The 16809-nt window shown below is 63.6% G+C and carries 13 protein-coding genes and 1 pseudogene; 8 read left to right on the forward strand and 6 right to left on the reverse strand.

Going from position 1 to position 16809, the window contains the following annotated elements; all coding sequences use genetic code 11:
• Positions 1-179: 179 nt before the first annotated feature.
• The gene (locus tag AC1DZP_RS26035) at positions 180-1343 is read right to left on the reverse strand and encodes a cysteine desulfurase family protein (RefSeq protein ID WP_477306332.1); all 1164 of its coding nucleotides are present in this window, start codon (positions 1341-1343) and stop codon (positions 180-182) included.
• Between the two features lie 241 nt (positions 1344-1584).
• On the opposite strand from AC1DZP_RS26035, the gene AC1DZP_RS26040 reads away from it, so the two are divergent.
• Together AC1DZP_RS26040 and AC1DZP_RS26045 are read left to right on the forward strand one after the other, a co-directional pair.
• Positions 1585-2259, forward strand: coding sequence for an alpha/beta hydrolase (locus AC1DZP_RS26040; protein ID WP_013532163.1), 675 nt, complete (start codon positions 1585-1587; stop codon positions 2257-2259).
• A gap of 18 nt (positions 2260-2277) precedes the next feature.
• Positions 2278-2946: an FMN-binding negative transcriptional regulator gene (locus AC1DZP_RS26045; protein ID WP_477306334.1), complete on the forward strand. Its 669-nt coding sequence runs from the start codon at positions 2278-2280 to the stop codon at positions 2944-2946.
• A gap of 20 nt (positions 2947-2966) precedes the next feature.
• Here AC1DZP_RS26045 and AC1DZP_RS26050 read toward each other — a convergent pair whose 3' ends face one another.
• From AC1DZP_RS26050 to AC1DZP_RS26065, 4 genes are all read right to left on the reverse strand, one after another.
• Positions 2967-3710: a phosphatase PAP2 family protein gene (locus AC1DZP_RS26050; RefSeq protein ID WP_477306336.1), complete on the reverse strand. Its 744-nt coding sequence runs from the start codon at positions 3708-3710 to the stop codon at positions 2967-2969.
• A 111-nt stretch (positions 3711-3821) separates the two neighbouring features.
• Complete coding sequence (locus tag AC1DZP_RS26055; protein WP_477306338.1) at positions 3822-5471, reverse strand: ArnT family glycosyltransferase; 1650 nt, start codon at positions 5469-5471, stop codon at positions 3822-3824.
• A 58-nt stretch (positions 5472-5529) separates the two neighbouring features.
• Positions 5530-5862, reverse strand: coding sequence for a lipid-A-disaccharide synthase N-terminal domain-containing protein (locus AC1DZP_RS26060; protein WP_095085369.1), 333 nt, complete (start codon positions 5860-5862; stop codon positions 5530-5532).
• Positions 5855-6589, reverse strand: coding sequence for a glycosyltransferase family 2 protein (locus AC1DZP_RS26065; protein WP_477306340.1), 735 nt, complete (start codon positions 6587-6589; stop codon positions 5855-5857). The genes AC1DZP_RS26060 and AC1DZP_RS26065 overlap by 8 nt, the downstream gene beginning before the upstream one ends.
• Positions 6590-6858: 269 nt before the next feature.
• On the opposite strand from AC1DZP_RS26065, the gene tyrS reads away from it, so the two are divergent.
• On the forward strand, positions 6859-8112 hold the full coding sequence (tyrS, locus tag AC1DZP_RS26070) for a tyrosine--tRNA ligase (protein ID WP_477306342.1): 1254 nt from the start codon (positions 6859-6861) through the stop codon (positions 8110-8112).
• 19 nt (positions 8113-8131) lie between these two features.
• Here the strand turns inward: tyrS and AC1DZP_RS26075 are convergent, their stop codons facing one another.
• Positions 8132-11530, reverse strand: coding sequence for a hypothetical protein (locus tag AC1DZP_RS26075; RefSeq protein ID WP_477306344.1), 3399 nt, complete (start codon positions 11528-11530; stop codon positions 8132-8134).
• Positions 11531-11625: 95 nt separating this feature from the next.
• Here AC1DZP_RS26075 and AC1DZP_RS26080 point away from each other — a divergent pair.
• From AC1DZP_RS26080 to AC1DZP_RS26100, 5 genes and pseudogenes are all read left to right on the forward strand, one after another.
• A pseudogene (locus AC1DZP_RS26080) lies at positions 11626-12089 on the forward strand (peroxiredoxin).
• 145 nt (positions 12090-12234) lie between these two features.
• Positions 12235-13539 carry a M23 family metallopeptidase gene (locus tag AC1DZP_RS26085; protein ID WP_477306346.1) on the forward strand — a complete coding sequence of 435 codons (1305 nt, stop codon included), beginning with the start codon at positions 12235-12237 and terminating at the stop codon, positions 13537-13539.
• 248 nt (positions 13540-13787) lie between these two features.
• Positions 13788-14954, forward strand: a complete 1167-nt coding sequence (locus AC1DZP_RS26090; protein WP_477306348.1) for an ROK family transcriptional regulator — start codon at positions 13788-13790, stop codon at positions 14952-14954.
• Positions 14951-15715, forward strand: coding sequence for an ATP-binding cassette domain-containing protein (locus tag AC1DZP_RS26095; RefSeq protein ID WP_477306350.1), 765 nt, complete (start codon positions 14951-14953; stop codon positions 15713-15715). The genes AC1DZP_RS26090 and AC1DZP_RS26095 overlap by 4 nt, the downstream gene beginning before the upstream one ends.
• A gap of 39 nt (positions 15716-15754) precedes the next feature.
• Entirely contained in the window at positions 15755-16795 is a 1041-nt protein-coding gene (locus AC1DZP_RS26100) for a sugar ABC transporter substrate-binding protein (protein WP_477306352.1), read from the forward strand.
• The last annotated feature ends 14 nt before the right edge of the window (positions 16796-16809 follow it).

Consider the following 16809-nt stretch of genomic DNA (forward strand, 5'->3'; position numbering starts at 1 on the left):
CCATCCACGCCGGGGTCAAGGCCCGACAGTTTTCAAACTATGGCACCGCCAAATGAACGCCGTAGAGGCATTCGCGGCAGCGTAAGTTCCATATAGTGCGTTTCGACCGGAAATTCACCCGGCCAGCATAAAACGCACGGCTCTACCAGGCCGAAGGCCTGTCTATGTCCGGCCGCTGCTCATGCGGCCCTTTCCCTACTCGCCCGACGTGCGGCGATTGCCGCCAGCGCGGTGCGAAACAGTTCGATGTCCTCAGCGCCGGTCGCGGCACCGATCGACACGCGCAAGGCGCCAAGGCTGTCGCCGTATCCCATGGCTTTCAGCACATGGCTCGGCCCGACCTTGCCCGACGAACAGGCGGAGCCGGCCGACAGCGCCACGCCGGCCAGATCGAAGGCGATCTGCGCGGTTTCGGCTTTGATGCCCGCAATAGCGAAGAATGTCGTGTTGGCAAGCCTTGGTGCGCCGGTTCCAAAGATTTCCGCGTCCGGCACCAGCATTTTCACGATGGCCTCGATCTCGTCGCGGCGCTGCCGCACCGTGTCCATCGACCGCAGCCCTTCGAGCGCCTCGCGTGCCGCGGCGCCAAAGCCGGCGATGGCGGCAAGGTTTTCGGTGCCGGCGCGATGGCCTTTTTCCTGGCCACCGCCATTGATCAGCGGCTTCGGCATCATCAGATCGGAGGCGGCGACGAGGGCGCCAACGCCCTTGGGGCCGCCGATCTTGTGCGAAGACAAAATCAGATAATCGGCGTAACCCGATGATAGATCGATCGAAACGCGTCCCGCTGCCTGGACGGCATCGACGACGAGGACACCGCCCGCAGCCTTGACGACCGGGGCGATACGATCGATTGGCTGGATGACGCCGGTCTCGTTGTTGGCGGCATGGATGGCGACCAGCGGCAGGCCCTCGGCCTTGTCATGACGGGCGAGTGCGGCTGCCAACGCGTCGAGATCGGCGATGCCGTTGGCATCGACGCCAATCCGCGTCACCTGCGCTGCCGGGAAGCGCCCGCCATTCAACAGGCAGGGATGATCGGCCTCGGACACGTAAAGACGGCTCATGCGCACGCTGCCGCGCCCCATCTGCCAGTCCGAGGTCAGCAGCGTCGAGGCCGCTTCCGTCGCGCCGGAGGTGAACACGACATGCTCGGCCTTGGCGTTGACCAGTGCCGCGACATCTCGCCTTGCGGTCTCGATCAGGCGCCGTGCCGCGCGCCCCTCGGTGTGGACCGACGACGGGTTGGCGGCGACATCAAGTGCGGCGACCATGGCCTCGCGCGCCGCGGCAAGCAGCGGAGCACTGGCATTGTAGTCGAGATAGGCGCGCATTCCGGCCATTTTCGTCCGTTTGGTTCCCGTCAGAAGCCATTCCGCTGTCGTATCGCGTTATTTCCTTGAAATTCCAAGGCGAGCCGTCCTATTTACGCGGCTTGCGGCGCGGGTGGCCCGGCTCGACGTCTGGCCACTCAGTTTTGAACAATTCTAAACTAGCTTCTAAGAAGACGCTCGCCCTGCGTCAAGGCCAGAGGAAGACACGTTCCGGGCGCCGCGCATTCGTATTACCCAAGTGGAGTATTTCATGCCTGAGGTCATTTTTACCGGTCCTGCCGGCCGCCTGGAGGGACGCTACCAGCCTTCCAAGGAAAAGAGCGCGCCGATTGCCATCGTCCTGCACCCGCACCCGCAATTCGGCGGCACGATGAACAACAAGATCGTCTACGACCTCTTCTACATGTTCCAGAAGCGGGATTTCACCACGCTTCGCTTCAATTTCCGCGGCATCGGCCGCAGCCAGGGCGAGTTCGACCACGGCACCGGCGAGTTGTCGGATGCGGCGGCCGCACTCGACTGGGTGCAGTCGCTGCATCCGGATTCCAAGAGCTGCTGGGTCGCCGGTTACTCGTTCGGCTCCTGGATCGGCATGCAGTTGCTGATGCGCCGGCCGGAGATCGAAGGCTTCATCTCGATCGCTCCGCAGCCCAACACCTATGATTTCTCGTTCCTGGCACCCTGCCCGTCATCGGGCCTGATCATCCATGGCGATGCCGACAAGGTGGCGCCGCCGAAGGATGTGCAAGGCCTGGTCGACAAGCTGCACACGCAAAAGGGCATCACCATCACGCAGAAGACCTTGCCCGGCGCCAACCATTTCTTCTCCAACGATGCCGACCTGCTGCTCGAGGAATGTGCCGACTATCTTGATCGCCGGCTGGCCGGCGAGCTGTCGGATCCGCGGCCGAAGCGGCTGAGATAGGCAGGGAAGCGGGCAGCGATGTACGAGCCTCCTCATTTCAAGGAAACACGGCCGGAAATCCTGCACGGGCTGATCCGGGCGCATCCGCTCGGCCTGTTGATTTGCAACGGAGCCGAGGGGCCGGTCGCCAACGCCATCCCGTTCCTGCTCGACGCCCCCTCCGGGCTCAATGATAGCCTGCCGCCGAACGGCAGGCTGCGCGCCCATCTGGCGAAGGCCAATCCGCAATGGCAGCTGTTGGCCGACAATCCGGCGTCACCGGTGCTGATCGTCTTCCAGGGCACTGATGCCTATGTCACGCCGTCCTGGTACGAGACCAAGCGTGAGACCGGCAAGGTGGTGCCAACCTGGAATTATGCCATCGTGCAGGTGCGCGGCACCGTCAAGGTGATGGATGACCAGGCCTGGCTGGCGCAGCAGATCGCCGATCTGACCGCGTCCCAGGAAGGCACCCGCGCCGCACCCTGGGCGGTGACCGACGCGCCGGCGCCCTTCATCCAGTCGCAGATCAAGGGCATCATCGGGCTGGAAATCGAGATCGCAGAAATCCACGGCAAGTGGAAGGTCAGTCAGAACCGACCGGTCGCCGATCGTGTCGGCGTTGCGCAAGGGCTCGAAAGCGAAGGGCACCAGTCACCCGACATGGCCCGCCTGGTCAGATCCTATGGCGGGCTGGACAGCAACTAAGCTTCAGCAAACCCGAGCCTTCAGCCAGCCTTCGCTGCAATCAGCCGAAACGTGTTCTTGCGGACCGGCAACCCCGACGGCATCGGGCGAAAGATGAAGCCGAGCCGGGCAAAGACAAGCCCGCACGCCAGCGCGAAGGCGCAACCGAGGCCGAAGCCGGCGACGGTGTCGCTGGGATAGTGCGCGCCGACGAAGACGCGCGTCGAGGCAATGCAGGCGGTGATCGCCAAGGCGATATACCAACGCCGGGGAAACAACAGCAGAGCGACCCCGAACACGGCGCCCATGGTCGTGGCATGGCCGGACGGGAAACCGGCGAAGCGCGCATCGAAGGCAAAGGGATGAAAGGCCAGCACGCCAAAATCGTCGAAATAGAGCGGGCGAGCCCGACCGATCGCATATTTCAGCACATTGACGGCGAGGCCGGACAGGCCGGCGGCGCTCAGCACCAGAAAGGCCAGGCAGGTCCAGTTGTAGACCAGCATCAGCGAGCGCCTTGAAAGGCTTCGCCAATCCGTCAGGTTCGCGGCGACGAGCAAAAGCGCCGATGGAATGAGATACCAGCCACCGAGGCCGAACTGGGTGAAAAAATCGGCCAGGTGGACGAACCCTGGCGACCACTGGCCATGAAGCATCCCGGCCGGGGTGTCGAGGCGAACAAACGCCGCCGCCGTCAGCAAGACCCAGACCAGGCCCCAGACCGGCCACACTATGTTCGGGTACCTGGCGGGACGAGCGGCAAAGCGCTTTCTTGCGATCTGCATCGTGTCGCGAAAATTGTCGAGGGATCGGCGCCCCACCCCAAGGAGCATACCGGAAACGGAAGGGCGCGATTTCACCAGCATAGGAAATTCGAGCCTGTCATCGACGAGCCGTCATGGCGCCACACGATAGAGACCGAGCGAAAGTTTGTCTCCCGACGAATAGTTGAGGCCGTCGATCAGGGCAACGCGGTTCACCGATTTGCCTTGTGCCGCCAGCAGGCCAGTCAGTTTCTGCTCGTCCTCGACCGATGCCAGTGCCAGCGCGCAGGCCGGATCGGTAAACAGATGCCTGGCGACGCCCTCGACATTGGTCAGCACCGTTTTCGTGCCGACCAGGAACACCAGGCTCGGTTCCTGAAATCGCGACGAGGCCAGCACGGTGGTGTCGCAGGGCTTGTTGGCGCGCACCGCCGCCTCGATGGCCGGGCTCAGCCAGATCGGCTTCAGCGACGGCGCTATGACGCCGAACAGCAGCGCATAGGTAATGCCTGCGCAAACGGCGATGGCACCGATGCGGCGGAGCGGCACTTGCAACTGCCGCGAAAAGGCGAAGTAGCCGGCGCCCAGTGCTGCCGCGGCGGCTGGAATGCTCCACCATGAGAACGTACCTGTGAGGTAGATCGGCGCGCCGACGCAGACCGCGGCCAGGCCGAGACTGACCACGGCGAGACCAAACGCCGTCGACCACCACAACCAGTCCTGCCAGCGCCTGAGCGGCGCATTCGCCTCCTGCGGCGACAGCGTCAAAAGCCAGCCGATCAGCAATGCCATGCCGGGATAGGCCGGCAGGACATAATGCGGCAGCTTGGTCGGGATCAGCTCGAACACCAGCCAGAACGGAATGTACCAGGCGAGGCAGAAACGCAGCCTCGGATCGTCGCGCAGACGGTTCAGTGCCTGGAGCCCGGCGCCGACCGCGATCAGGCCGAAGGGCCACATGAACAGCGAATAGGTCAGCATGTAGAAGCCGGGCGGTAGGCCGTGCGATTCCTCGCCCGACGCGACCTTGCCGAGCATGTCCTTGCCAACGGCCTGCTGCAGGAAGGCGCCACCGCTCTTCCAGGTGATCAGCGCAAGCCAGGGCAGCACGATCAGCACGACGAGCGCCAGGCCGCGCCCCGCCTTGAGCTTCGACAGCCAGCGCCCGTCACGCTCGAAGGCGAACAGCACGGCGATGGTGAGTGCCGACAGCAGCGGCGCAATCGGGCCCTTGATGAGGATCGCGGCACCCTGCGCGATCCAGAAGATCCACCAGAGATGGCCGCCGACAGGTTGGTTCCGGCGCGAGGCCAGATAGATCTGCGCCAGCGCGCCTTGGGCCGCCACGCAACAGGCCAGCAGCATGGCGTCGGTCTTGGCGTCGCGGCCTTCGAAAGCGGTGGCGAAGATCGCCGCCATGACCAGGCCGGCGGCGATGCCGGCATTGGCCCCGAACAGATTGGTGCCGGTCCAGGTGATCGCCAGGACAGCAATGGCAATGCCAAGCGCCGAAACCGTGCGATAAACCCAGATCGGAGCGGCAGCGCCCTCGCCGCTCAGCGCGACGGCCGCCGATTGCAGCCAGTAGATGCCGATCGGCTTCTGATAGCGCGAGGCGTCCTGAAAGCGGATGTCGACATAGTCGCCGCTCTCGGCCATCTGCTTGGTGGCCTGGACGAAGCGCGACTCGTCGCGATCGATCGGCGGCATCGACGCCAGCCCCGAAACCGTCATCACCAGGCTGAACAGGAAGAGAAGGATGTAATTCCTGTTCACCGCCATGTCCCGGCCTCTGTGACGAATTTTGATTGATATGCCACGCTGCTCAATAGATCGCTGTTCAATCGACCTTGCTCATCGCGGTCTTGCGCTCGTTGGCGATCAGCCAGAGATTGCGGATGTAGATGAACAGGCCCATGGACTGGCCGGCGATGAACACCGGATCCTGACGCTGGATGGCATAGATCAGAAGCAGGCCGCCGCCGAACAGCGAAAAGAACCAGAAAGCGACCGGCACCACGCTGCGCTTGGCTTTTTCCGATGCCAGCCACTGCACGACGAAGCGCATGGTGAAGAAGAACTGCGCGACGAAGCCGAGCAGGATCCACGCATCGAACTGCTTGATGAAAACCTGGTGAAGCCAGGTCACCAATTCCTGAAGCACGTTAACCACGGCTGATTTCCTCTACTTTAGGCATTCTGCGGCGCCGGCGGCGCAGCCACCAGACACCGGCGAGATCGAGAACCCCCTGCAGGCCGCGATCGAAAATGCCGTAATTCGACTTGCCGTGCCGGCGCGAGCGATCGATGACATCGCAATGCACGACGCGATAGCCCTCCTGGATGACCAGGGCCGGAACGAAGCGATGGGTGCCGTCGAAGAACGGCAATTTGCGCAGGATATCGGTATGGACCGCCTTCAGGCCGCAGCCGGTGTCGCGCGTCTCGTCATGCAGGATGGCATTTCTCAGCCAGTTGGCGAAACGTGACGCCAGTTGCTTGACCTTGCTGTCGCGGCGCTTGAGGCGCTGCCCCTGTGCGGCGCCGAAATCGGGGCCGGCCTCTACAAGCGCATCGATCAGCACCGGAATGTATTGAGGATCGTTCTGGCCGTCGCCGTCGATCGTGGCGACGATGCTGCCACGCGCCGCCCAGGCGCCCGAGCGCACCGAAAGGCTCTGGCCGGCGGATTTCCGGTGCCGCAATTCCCGCACCGGAAACGGGCGAAGCGCTGCCTGCGCTGCGAGCACCGAAGCGGTGTCGTCGGTCGAGCCGTCGTTGACGATGATCAGCTCGAAGTCGCGCCCGGCCATGGTGGCCTCGATCTCGTCGATCAACAGCGGCAGATTTGCCGCCTCGTTCCTGCAAGGAATGACGATGGATATCAATGCGTCCGGCATGTCGCGTCGGGGCTCTGTCGTCGGATATGGCATTTTGTGGATGCCGTGCGGTGCCGCTCGAGGTCGTGGACTGCTAGAACCTTTGGCGCGGCGCCTCATTACGCCAGCCGAAACGATGAAGCAAGCATTGGGCCGATGGTCTCAGACTTCATCCGCGCGGACCACAAAACCGGATTCCACTTTTGCTGATCGCGCTTGGGTGCTAAACGCGCCCGTTCATGCACGCCACGCCCGGGCCAGATTGGCCGGACGCTTTCGGGAAACACAAAATGCCTGCCTTCAAATCCGATTTCCTGCGCACGATGAGCGAGCGTGGTTTCATCCACCAGACTTCGGATGATGCCGGCCTCGACAATCTCTTCGCCACGGAGACGGTGACGGCCTATATCGGCTTCGACGCGACCGCCAAAAGCCTGCATGCCGGTTCGCTGATCCAGATCATGATGCTGCACTGGCTGCAGCAGACCGGTCACCGGCCGATCGCGCTGATGGGCGGCGGCACCTCGATGATCGGCGACCCGTCCTTCAAGGACGAGGCGCGCAAGCTGCTGACCCCGCAGGACATCGACGACAACCTCGCCGGCATCCGCCGCAACTTCATGCCGTACCTCAAATTCGGCAGCGGGCCGAACGACGCGGTCATGATCAACAACGCCGACTGGCTGATGGAGATCAACTACGTCAATTTCCTGCGCGACGTCGGCCGTCACTTTTCGGTCAACCGCATGCTCGCCTTCGATTCCGTCAAGCTGCGGCTCGATCGCGAGCAGTCGCTGTCGTTCCTCGAATTCAACTACATGATCCTGCAGGCCTATGATTTCGTCGAGCTCTACAAGCGCCTCGGCTGCCGCCTGCAGATGGGCGGCTCCGACCAGTGGGGCAACATCATCAACGGTATCGATCTCGGCCGACGCATGGAGGACGCCCAGCTCTATGCGCTGACCACGCCGTTGCTCACCACCTCATCGGGCGCCAAGATGGGCAAGTCGGCGTCGGGCGCGGTCTGGCTCGATGCGGAGATGTTGAGCCCCTACGAGTTCTGGCAGTACTGGCGCAACACCGAGGATGCCGACGTCGGCCGCTTCCTGAAACTCTACACGACGTTGCCGCTGGACGAGGTCGCGCGGCTTGAGCAGCTCGGCGGATCCGAGATCAATGAGGCCAAGAAGGTCCTCGCCACCGAGATCACGGCCTTGCTGCATGGTCGCGGGGCCGCGGAACAAGCCAGCGAGACGGCGCGCAAGACGTTCGAGGAAGGCGCGCTCGCCGAATCGCTGCCGAGCGTCGAGGTGGACAAGGCAGCGTTTGGAGCCGGCGTCGGCGTCCTGTCGCTGCTGGTGACAGCCGGACTGGCGGCGTCAAACGGCGAGGCGCGGCGGCATGTGCAGGGCGGTGCGGTGCGGTTGAACGACCAGCCCGTCAGCGACGAGCGCCGGCTGGTGACGCTTCAGGATTTGAGTCCGGAAAACATCGTAAAGCTTTCACTCGGCAGGAAAAAACACATTTTGGTGCGGCCGGTCTGAGATCGGCCACCGGTATTTCTCACCGGTATTCGAAGATCGACCTGAAGATACCGGGTGCGATCACCGACAGCGGGTTGATATCCAGCACCGGCTTGTTGGCATTGCCCTTGAGCCGATAGGTGACGCCAATCAGGCCGCGGTCGCGGCCATTGCCGAGAAGCGCGCCAACGATGGGCAATTCGCCGAAGATGCGGTTGAGGCCATAGACCGGCATGAACGTACCGGTCATGTCCATGTTGTTGTCCTGGTCGTAGAGGGTGCCCTGGAACGTCGTGCCGATTCGGGGGCCGCGCAGCACGCCATTGGCTAGTTTCAGATAGCCGCCGCCCTTGTCGATCTCGGCGTAGCCGCGTTCAAACTTGACCCGCGAGGTGTCCAGATTGCCCTTGACCGCCTGGTTGAGACTGCGGCTGTCGCCGGCCGGCGTGGTCGAGACGATGGAAGCCAGTTTCGGCTCATTGACCACGAAGAAGTTGCTGGTATCGACCTTGCCCCGCAGCGATCCGTCGCTCGGCCCCGCCAGCGCCAGGGTAATCGCTCCGCCTTCCATATGCTCGTAGATGTTGAGGAACCTGAGTACGGCGCCAGCGTCAGCGGACTGCATGTTGAGCGTGCGCTGGCCAGCACCTGTGGTGTTGCTGATGGTTATAGCGGCGCCCGAACTTGCCGTGGCGCTGACCTTCAGGCCGTTCACCCGCGAGCCGGCGGCGCTGTAGTCGAGCTTCAGGTTGGACAGTTGCTCATCGTGGAACCCGGTCAGCTGATCGACATCGGCGCTGACGGAGATGGCATCGGAGCCGGTGGTCTTGGTTGCCGTGTCGACGTCCGAGGTGAACTGCTTGATCAGCGAGCGGGCATCCAGCGCGTTGCCTGATATGTCGACCGCATAGCCCTTGCCGGACCGCTTCACCGACACCGCGACATCGTCGCCCCTGTTCAAGGTCACCTTGCTGAACTTCGCGGACGACAGGGCGCCATTGACCAGCACGATGTCACCTTCGATGGAGAAGGTTTTCCCGTCGAGATCGAAGTCGGACAGCGTCGTGGTGTCGCCGGACTTGGTCATGACGAATGTGACTTTGGCGGGAACCCCCGCCCCCTTGCTCCAGCCGGCCCAGGGAATGTCCAGCCTGGCGTTGGTCAAATCGGCCGAGACGTTCTGGTCGCCGCTGCCGCTCTTGTCGATCGCGACCTTCACCGTGCCGCCAAGCAGCGGCGTCAATCCGGGCATTGCTGCGGCACGGATCTTGTCGTCGAGCACCAGGGCCACCTTGCGGCTGGGCGGCGGCCCGTCGTCCCGGAGTGGCTCGATCAGGTCGAGTTCGGCCGGAATGCCGTTCAGCGATGCCTTGGCCGAGATCACCGCCTTTTCAGGGTCGACGGTGATCGAACCGTCGGCATCCGTCACGGTCTGCCCCTCGAACGGCTTGGCCAATGACATGCCGCTGTAATCGAGCGACACCAGCCAATCGAGCTTCGAGGAGTCGACGCCGGACTGCAACGGAATGTCAGCCCTGACATGGCCGGTGACGCTACCCGACAGATCTTCCGGCAAAAGGCCGACATGGCGCATGGCGTTGATCGGCTCGTAGGAGGCGAGTTCGGCAACGGCGGAGGCGTCACCCTCGACATCGATGTCGAGCGCGCCGATGACTGGCGGGTGGTTGGCGGCTTTGACCGTCAGCGTGCCATTGCTGGCCGCGACGGTGCGGCCGCTCGGCATGTAGACGGTGCCCGAGGACAGGGAGACGTCGACATCATTGCCATGGAAACCAACAACGCCGACGGCGTCGCGTATCGGCGGAATGCGGCCGGCCGTGTCAAAACGCGATCCCTCGATCTGGAAGCGGCCGAACACCTCGTCGGCGGACAGCGGCACGCCATTGCCGAGACGGTTCGGGACGACGTGGAACTGGAGGTTGGCGTCGACGACGCGGCCGCCAAACAGATTGGCCAGCACCCACAGCCGGGCGTTGCGCGCCGAAAACCACGGCCAAAGCTGCTTGACGTGAGAGACCTGCATGTTGTGGACGTTGAACGCCAGATTGATCCCCGGCGCCTTGCCGTCGACGAACTCCACGGCGGCGGTGCCAAGCACCTCGCCGGAGGAGGCGGAGCGAAGCGCGATCTGCTCGGCGACCAGCCTGTGGCTCACCGTGTTGTAGACACCGGCAATCCGGGCGAGGAAGGTGAGCGCTGGCTCGGGCGAGTCCGAAGGCGCCAGCGAGGAACCGTCGCTGGTCAGGTCATAGCGATAGGCCGGTTCCTCGCCGGCCGCTCCGGTTGCCGGCTTCGGCCCGATCGAGCCGGCGAAATCGAATGTCGACCGGCCGGTCTTCAGCAGCAATCTGTCCACCTGGACCTTGTTGCTGCCCGCTACCAGCGTGACGTTGACGTCGACGTCCGCCGGCAGCAGCCCGCGTGTGCCGAGATCGAGGATGGAACCCGTCGATGACAGAGCGGCCGTCAGCCGCGATGCATTCGTGCCGGACCCTTCCGATCCCGTCAGCTTCAGCGCCACCGCACCCAGCTTTCCGGCAGCGGCCGTGGTATCTGCAGCCCCCGTGACAACACTCGCGTCCGCCAGATTGATGCTCGCGTCCAGCGCCGTCACGCGGTGTGCCGCGATATCGCGGGTGGCGGAAGCGGCGATGGTAACCGCCCTGCCGTCGACATCGGCCTGCGACGAAAACTGCATGCCGCCCGGTCCCGACTGCACGACGGCGGCGTCGGTGACTTTGACCCGTTTGATCGTTGCGGTTTCGGGCAGTACGAATTCGACGTTGCGAAGATCGATCTGGCGCATCGAATCTTCGCGCACGGCGTCGAGCGCGCTGTGAACGTTGGCGAACACCGCAGCCGTCAGTTTCTCCGGATCGACGAGGCCACCCTGATTGCGCAGGCTTGCTGCCCAGTCGCCGCCGGACGGCATCGCCGCCACGACGATGTGGGCATCGGATATCCTGGCGCTGGTCAGCCGCACTTCCCCGCGCAGTAGCGGTATCAGGCGCACGCCGAAGCGCACGCGGCCCGCATCGGCCATCGGCTTGCCGTCGGCGGTCTTCAGGCTGACGTCGCTGACCTGCAACGCAATGAAGCTCGAACCATCAAGGGTGATGCGCGCCGGCCCCACCGAAACATCGACATCGACGCCGGCCAGTTTCTCGATGGCGGTTTCCGCTTCTGCGCGAAGCCGCTCGGAGCCAACGCCGGACGCACCGACCAGATAGACGGCGACTGCCGCCAACAGGACAAGGCAGGCGAAACCGGCGAACACCCGTGCCAGGATGCGAAAGCCGCGTCCGATCCGCGCCTGACCCAGCGGCGGCACGCGGCACGCGGAGGGAAAGGCCCCCAGGTCGGTGATCTCATCCCGCCTGAACCGGATCTTCTCGTGCTGCGGTTGCTCCTGATCCACGCAATTTTCCGTTGTACGAACTCGATCGTGGACGAATCCCCGCTCGACACTATATGGCTGTGGCTTGGCGCGTAACCACAAACAAGGGCATCGGTATGGCTGACCTAGACGTAGGCGATATCGCGCCGCAATTCGACCTGCCGAGGGACGGCGGCGGATCGCTCAGCCTAGCCGCATCCTCCGGCAAGCCCATTGTGCTCTATTTCTATCCGCAGGACGACACAACAAGCTGCACGCAAGAGGCAATCAGCTTTTCGCAACTGAAGCCGGAATTCGAGAAGGCCGGCGCGGTGGTGATCGGCCTGTCGCCCGACAACGTCAAAAAGCACGACAAGTTCAAATCGAAATACAGCCTCACCATCGACCTCGCCGCCGACGAGGCAAGGTGATCGAGGCCTACCATCTGTGGGTCGAAAAATCGATGTATGGCCGCAAATACATGGGTGTCGAGCGGGCAACGTTCGTGATCGGCCGCGACGGGCGGATTGCCAGGATCTGGCGCAAGGTCCGGGTCAAGGGCCATGCCGAAGAGGTGCTCGCGGCTGTCCGCTCGCTTTGAGATCTTCGTCGGCACAGCCAACTGCCCGCAACCCCATGCCCGCCTGACGCGCAATCGTTACTGAAAAGTCCGCAGCGCAAAGCTTTGTTAACCTTAATAATGTGTAGTCAAGCTGTCGTGGTGTCGTAAACGAAAGCTTGGTCCCGTGAAGGCAACCGGTCAGTCAGCAGTCTTCGGCAGGCGCAAAGAACCTCACACGATCATCATCGCCCGGGGCAATGAGATCAGGCACTTCACGATCCGCCCCTGGCTCGCGGCCTTTGTCGGCTCGGCGCTGGCGGCCATCGCCATCGGCTACCTGCTGGCCACCTCCTATCTGGTGCTGCGCGACGACCTGATCGGCGCCACCACGGCGCGGCAGGCGCGCATGCAGCAGGCCTATGAAGATCGCATTTCGGCGCTTCGCGCCCAGGTCGACCGCATCACCAGCCGCCAATTGCTCGACCAGCAGCTGATGGAAACCAAGGTCAGCGAATTGCTTGAACGCCAGAGCCAGCTCAGCCAGCGTCATGGCCGCCTCGGCCCGCTGCTCGAACGCGCCGAGACCGAAGTCGGAGCGGCGCCTGCCGAGGATCCGGTGGCGGCCGGCAAGCCGGACAAACGCGCCGAGGGGACCGGCAGCATCAAGCCGCCGGCGCAGACCTACGCGGTCGCCAGCCTGGGCGCCGATCTCGGCGCCGGCGACACCCGGCCATTCTCGTTGTGGTCGACCCGCTCCGATCCGCTGCCCAACGATTCAGCCGCCGATCGTGCCGACCGACTGTTCGTGTCGATCAACCAGTCGCTGAAATCCATCGAGAGCGATCAACTGACCCGCATCAGCACGCTCGCCGACAACGCCTACAAGAGCGCTGACGCGATCACGCAGGCACTTGAAGCGGCGGGCCTGCCGGTTGACAGCGATTTCGGCAAGAACGAGAGCGACGTCGGCGGACCGCTCATCCCGCTCGACAGTTCGATGATGTTCGACAGCAAGGTCAAGGAACTGGACGAGGCGCTGGACACGCTCGACCATCTCAAGAAGGAAGCCCGCCAGCTGCCGCTGACCAACCCGGCTCCGGGTCATTCCGTCACCAGCCCGTTCGGCGTGCGCACCGACCCGATCCTCGGCACCGCGGCGCTGCATTCCGGAATGGATTTCAGGGCGCCGATCGGCATGGCCGCAAAGGTCACCGCGCCCGGCGTCGTCACCAAGGCAGGCTGGAACGGTGGCTATGGCCGCATGGTCGAGGTCGACCACGGCAATGGTTTTGCGACGCGCTATGGGCATCTCAGCGAAATCGACGTGACCGTGGGCGAGAAACTCGATGCCGGCGCGGTCATCGGCAAGACCGGCAGCAGCGGCCGCTCGACCGGCCCGCATCTGCACTACGAAGTCCGCCACAATGGCGAAGCCATCGATCCGCTGCGCTTCCTCACGATCGGCAAGAAGGTCGCCCAGTATCTCTGAGCCGCGCAGGCCCTGAGCTGATTGGCCCAATACCTCCGAACTCCTATCTGCCCCGCTTCGCAAGCAACCCGGCGAGCGAGGCAACGCCATCCATGCCGCCTGACTGCCGGACGATGGTTTCGCGCCCCTGAAATCATCCACTGGTCAAGCCCTCGTTCCGAAGGACCGAATGCACGAATTATTTTTGAATTCCATTTGACTGAATAAATAAGCGGTGCGAAGCTGAGCCTTCCTAAGGGGCGCACGTCATGGCACTGCGGGGGACCAATCAGGAATTCGGGCGGCCGTACAACCGGCGCATCGTGCTTGAGTCCATCCGCCTGCAAGGACCAATCGCCCGCGGCGAGATCGCCAGGCGCGTCGGGCTCACCGTCCAGACCGTGTCGACCATCGTTCGCGAACTCGAAGAGCAGGGCTACATCCTTTCGCTGCGCGAAGAGCCGAAGGGTCGCGGCCTGCCCCCGGCGACCCTGCGCATCAATCCCGAGGGCGGCTATGCCGTCGGTATCCACATCACCCCGTTCGGCATCAGTGCCGCCTTGATCAATCTGAGCGGCGACGTGATCGAGAGCACATACCGCGAAGCACCGAACGCGACGCCCGACCACGCCTTCGACCTAATCGGAGCAATGGTGGTTGAATTGACAAGATTGCGGGCTGGAGGGCGGGTCCTCGGGGTCGGCCTCGCCCTGCCCGGCCCGTTCGGCGTCGAGTCCATGAGCTTTGTCGGCCCGACCACCATGACCGGCTGGAAGGATGTGGCGCTGCGCGAGCGGCTGGCGGCTTCGACCGGACTGCCGGCCTTCTTTGAAACTGACATGGCGGCGGCCGCCATGGGCGAGCGCCTCTACGGCCTCGGCGCGCAGTTTTCCGAATACTATTACCTTTATTTCGGCGTTGGTTTGGGCGGCGTCATGGTTCATGACGGCAGCGTGTTGCGCGGCGCCTGGGGAAATGCCGGCGAGGTCGGACACATTCCCGTCGTTCCAGGTGGCGAGGCTTGCCCCTGCGGCAATAGCGGCTGTCTCGAAAGGTACCTGTCGCTCGAGGCGCTCCGGCGCTGGAATGGCAGCGAGGCCGATTGGGTGGCGGAAGTCGCCCCGATCTTTCGCAATGCCGTCGCCATCATCGAGAACCTGTTCGACCCCGAGACCATCATCCTCGGCGGGCTGGCATCCACCGACCTGCTCGACCGGCTGGCTGGTTCAACCGAAGGCCTGCACAACTCCGTCTCGGCGCGGAAGGACCGCACGACGCCGCGCGTCATGGTCGCGCGGGGCGGGCAGCATTCGGTGTTGCGCGGTGCCGCCGCCCTTGCGGTTTCCGGGGTGCTGTCGCCGCGTTTCGGCCAGATCTTCACGGCTGAACGCGAACGCGGGCGCGATCTTCTCAAAACCGGAGGAATTGCGGCATGAGCGAACCCCTGCTGGTGCTCGACAACGTCACCAAGAACTATGGCGCGATCGAAGCACTGAAGGGGATCAGCTTCTCGATCGGCAAGGGCGAGGTCGTGGCGCTGCTGGGCGACAACGGCGCCGGCAAATCGACACTGGTCAAGATCATCGCCGGCGGGCTGGAGCCGACCTCGGGGCGCATGCTGTTCGAGGGCAAGGAGTTCCTTGCCAGGTCGCCGGCAGAGGCCAAGGCGGCGGGCATCGAAACCGTCTACCAGGACCTGTCGTTGTGCACCAATGTCGACGTGGTCGCCAATTTTTTCATGGGCCGCGAGATCACCAGGAAGGTTTTTGGCGTCCCCGTGCTCGATGAGCGCGCGATGGAGGCCGTCGTCGAGAAGGCACTGGCTAGCGCGGGCACGCGCATTCCTTCGCTGCGCACCAATGTCGAGCATCTCTCCGGCGGCCAGCGGCAGGCCATCGAGCTCAACCGGTTCGTGCATTGGGGCGGCAAGCTGGTGCTGCTCGACGAACCGTTCGCCGCCCTCGGCGTCGAGCAGACGCGGCGCGGTCTCGACATGATCCGCCAGGTGGCGAGCCAGGGCATCGGCGTCGTCATCATCACCCACATCATGCAGCAGGCCTTCCAGGTCGCGGACCGGATCGTGGTGATCCGGCAGGGCGTCGTGGCGGGCGATGTCGCACGCAACAAAACAAGTCCCGATGCGGTGATCAACATGATCACCGGAGAGACGCTTGCCGGTGCCGGACCGGCGGGCTGAGGGACAAAAGAGGGGTCCGGCTCAACAGGAGCGAACGACATGAAGCGAATACTTCTTGCTGTCTTCGGTATCCTGGCACTGGCCTTTGCCACGCTCGCGCCGGCATTCGGCCAGTCCAAGGGGACCGTCTACTACATGGTGCCGACACTGCTCGACGAGTTCCAGACCGGCTCGGTGAGCGCCCTGGAGCTGTTCCTGAAGCAGGTCGGCTATGAGATGAAGGCGCTGAACGCCGACAACAAGACCGACGCCCAGCAGTCGCAGATGAACGACGTCATTGCGCTGAAGCCGGCGGCGATCATCCTCGCCGCCGTCGATTTCAATGCCCTGAAACCGTCGATCGAAGCCGCACGCGCCGCCGGCATTCCGGTGGTCGAGTTCGACCGCCAGATCACGTCGACGCCCTCCGACTTCACCTCGGTCGCAGGAACGGTCGAGATCGGCTACGTCGCCGCGGACCAGGCCGAGAAGCTGCTCAAAGCCAAGAACGGCGCGGTGAAGGGCAAGGTCCTGCAGGTGCTTGGCGACCCTGGCGATCCCTATACGCTCGACATCCAGAAGGGCTTTGAGGAGAAGCTGAAGGCGTTTCCCGACGTCAAGATCATCTCGCTTCCAGCCATGCAATGGGAAGCCAGCAATGCCGGCACCATCGTCGCCGACCAGATGCTTGCCAACCCCGACATCGACCTGATCTTCAGCCATGCCGCTCACCTGTCGGTCGCTGCCGTCGCCTCGCTCGAGGCCGCCGGCAAGAAGCCGGGCGACGTCATGCTGATGAGCTCGAACGGCGCTCCGGTCGGCCTCGACCTGATCCGCAAGGGCTGGCTCAATGTCGAAGTCGAGCAGCCGCTCTACGCACAGGCGGCGGCTGTTGCCATGTTCATGGACAAGATCGTCAAGAAGGAAGAGATCAAGCCCGGCGAATACGATGTGCTCGGCTTGAAATCGACCGTGACCAAGGAAGCCTGGGGCCCGAACATCAAGATCCCCGGCGCCGCCATCACCAAGGAAAATGTCGACAACCCTGCCTTCTGGGGCAATCAGAAGCCGTCGACGGAGGCCATCAAGTCCGTCGAATAGGCCCGTCGCATGAA

This window comes from Mesorhizobium sp. P2_F8 (assembly GCF_056403655.1).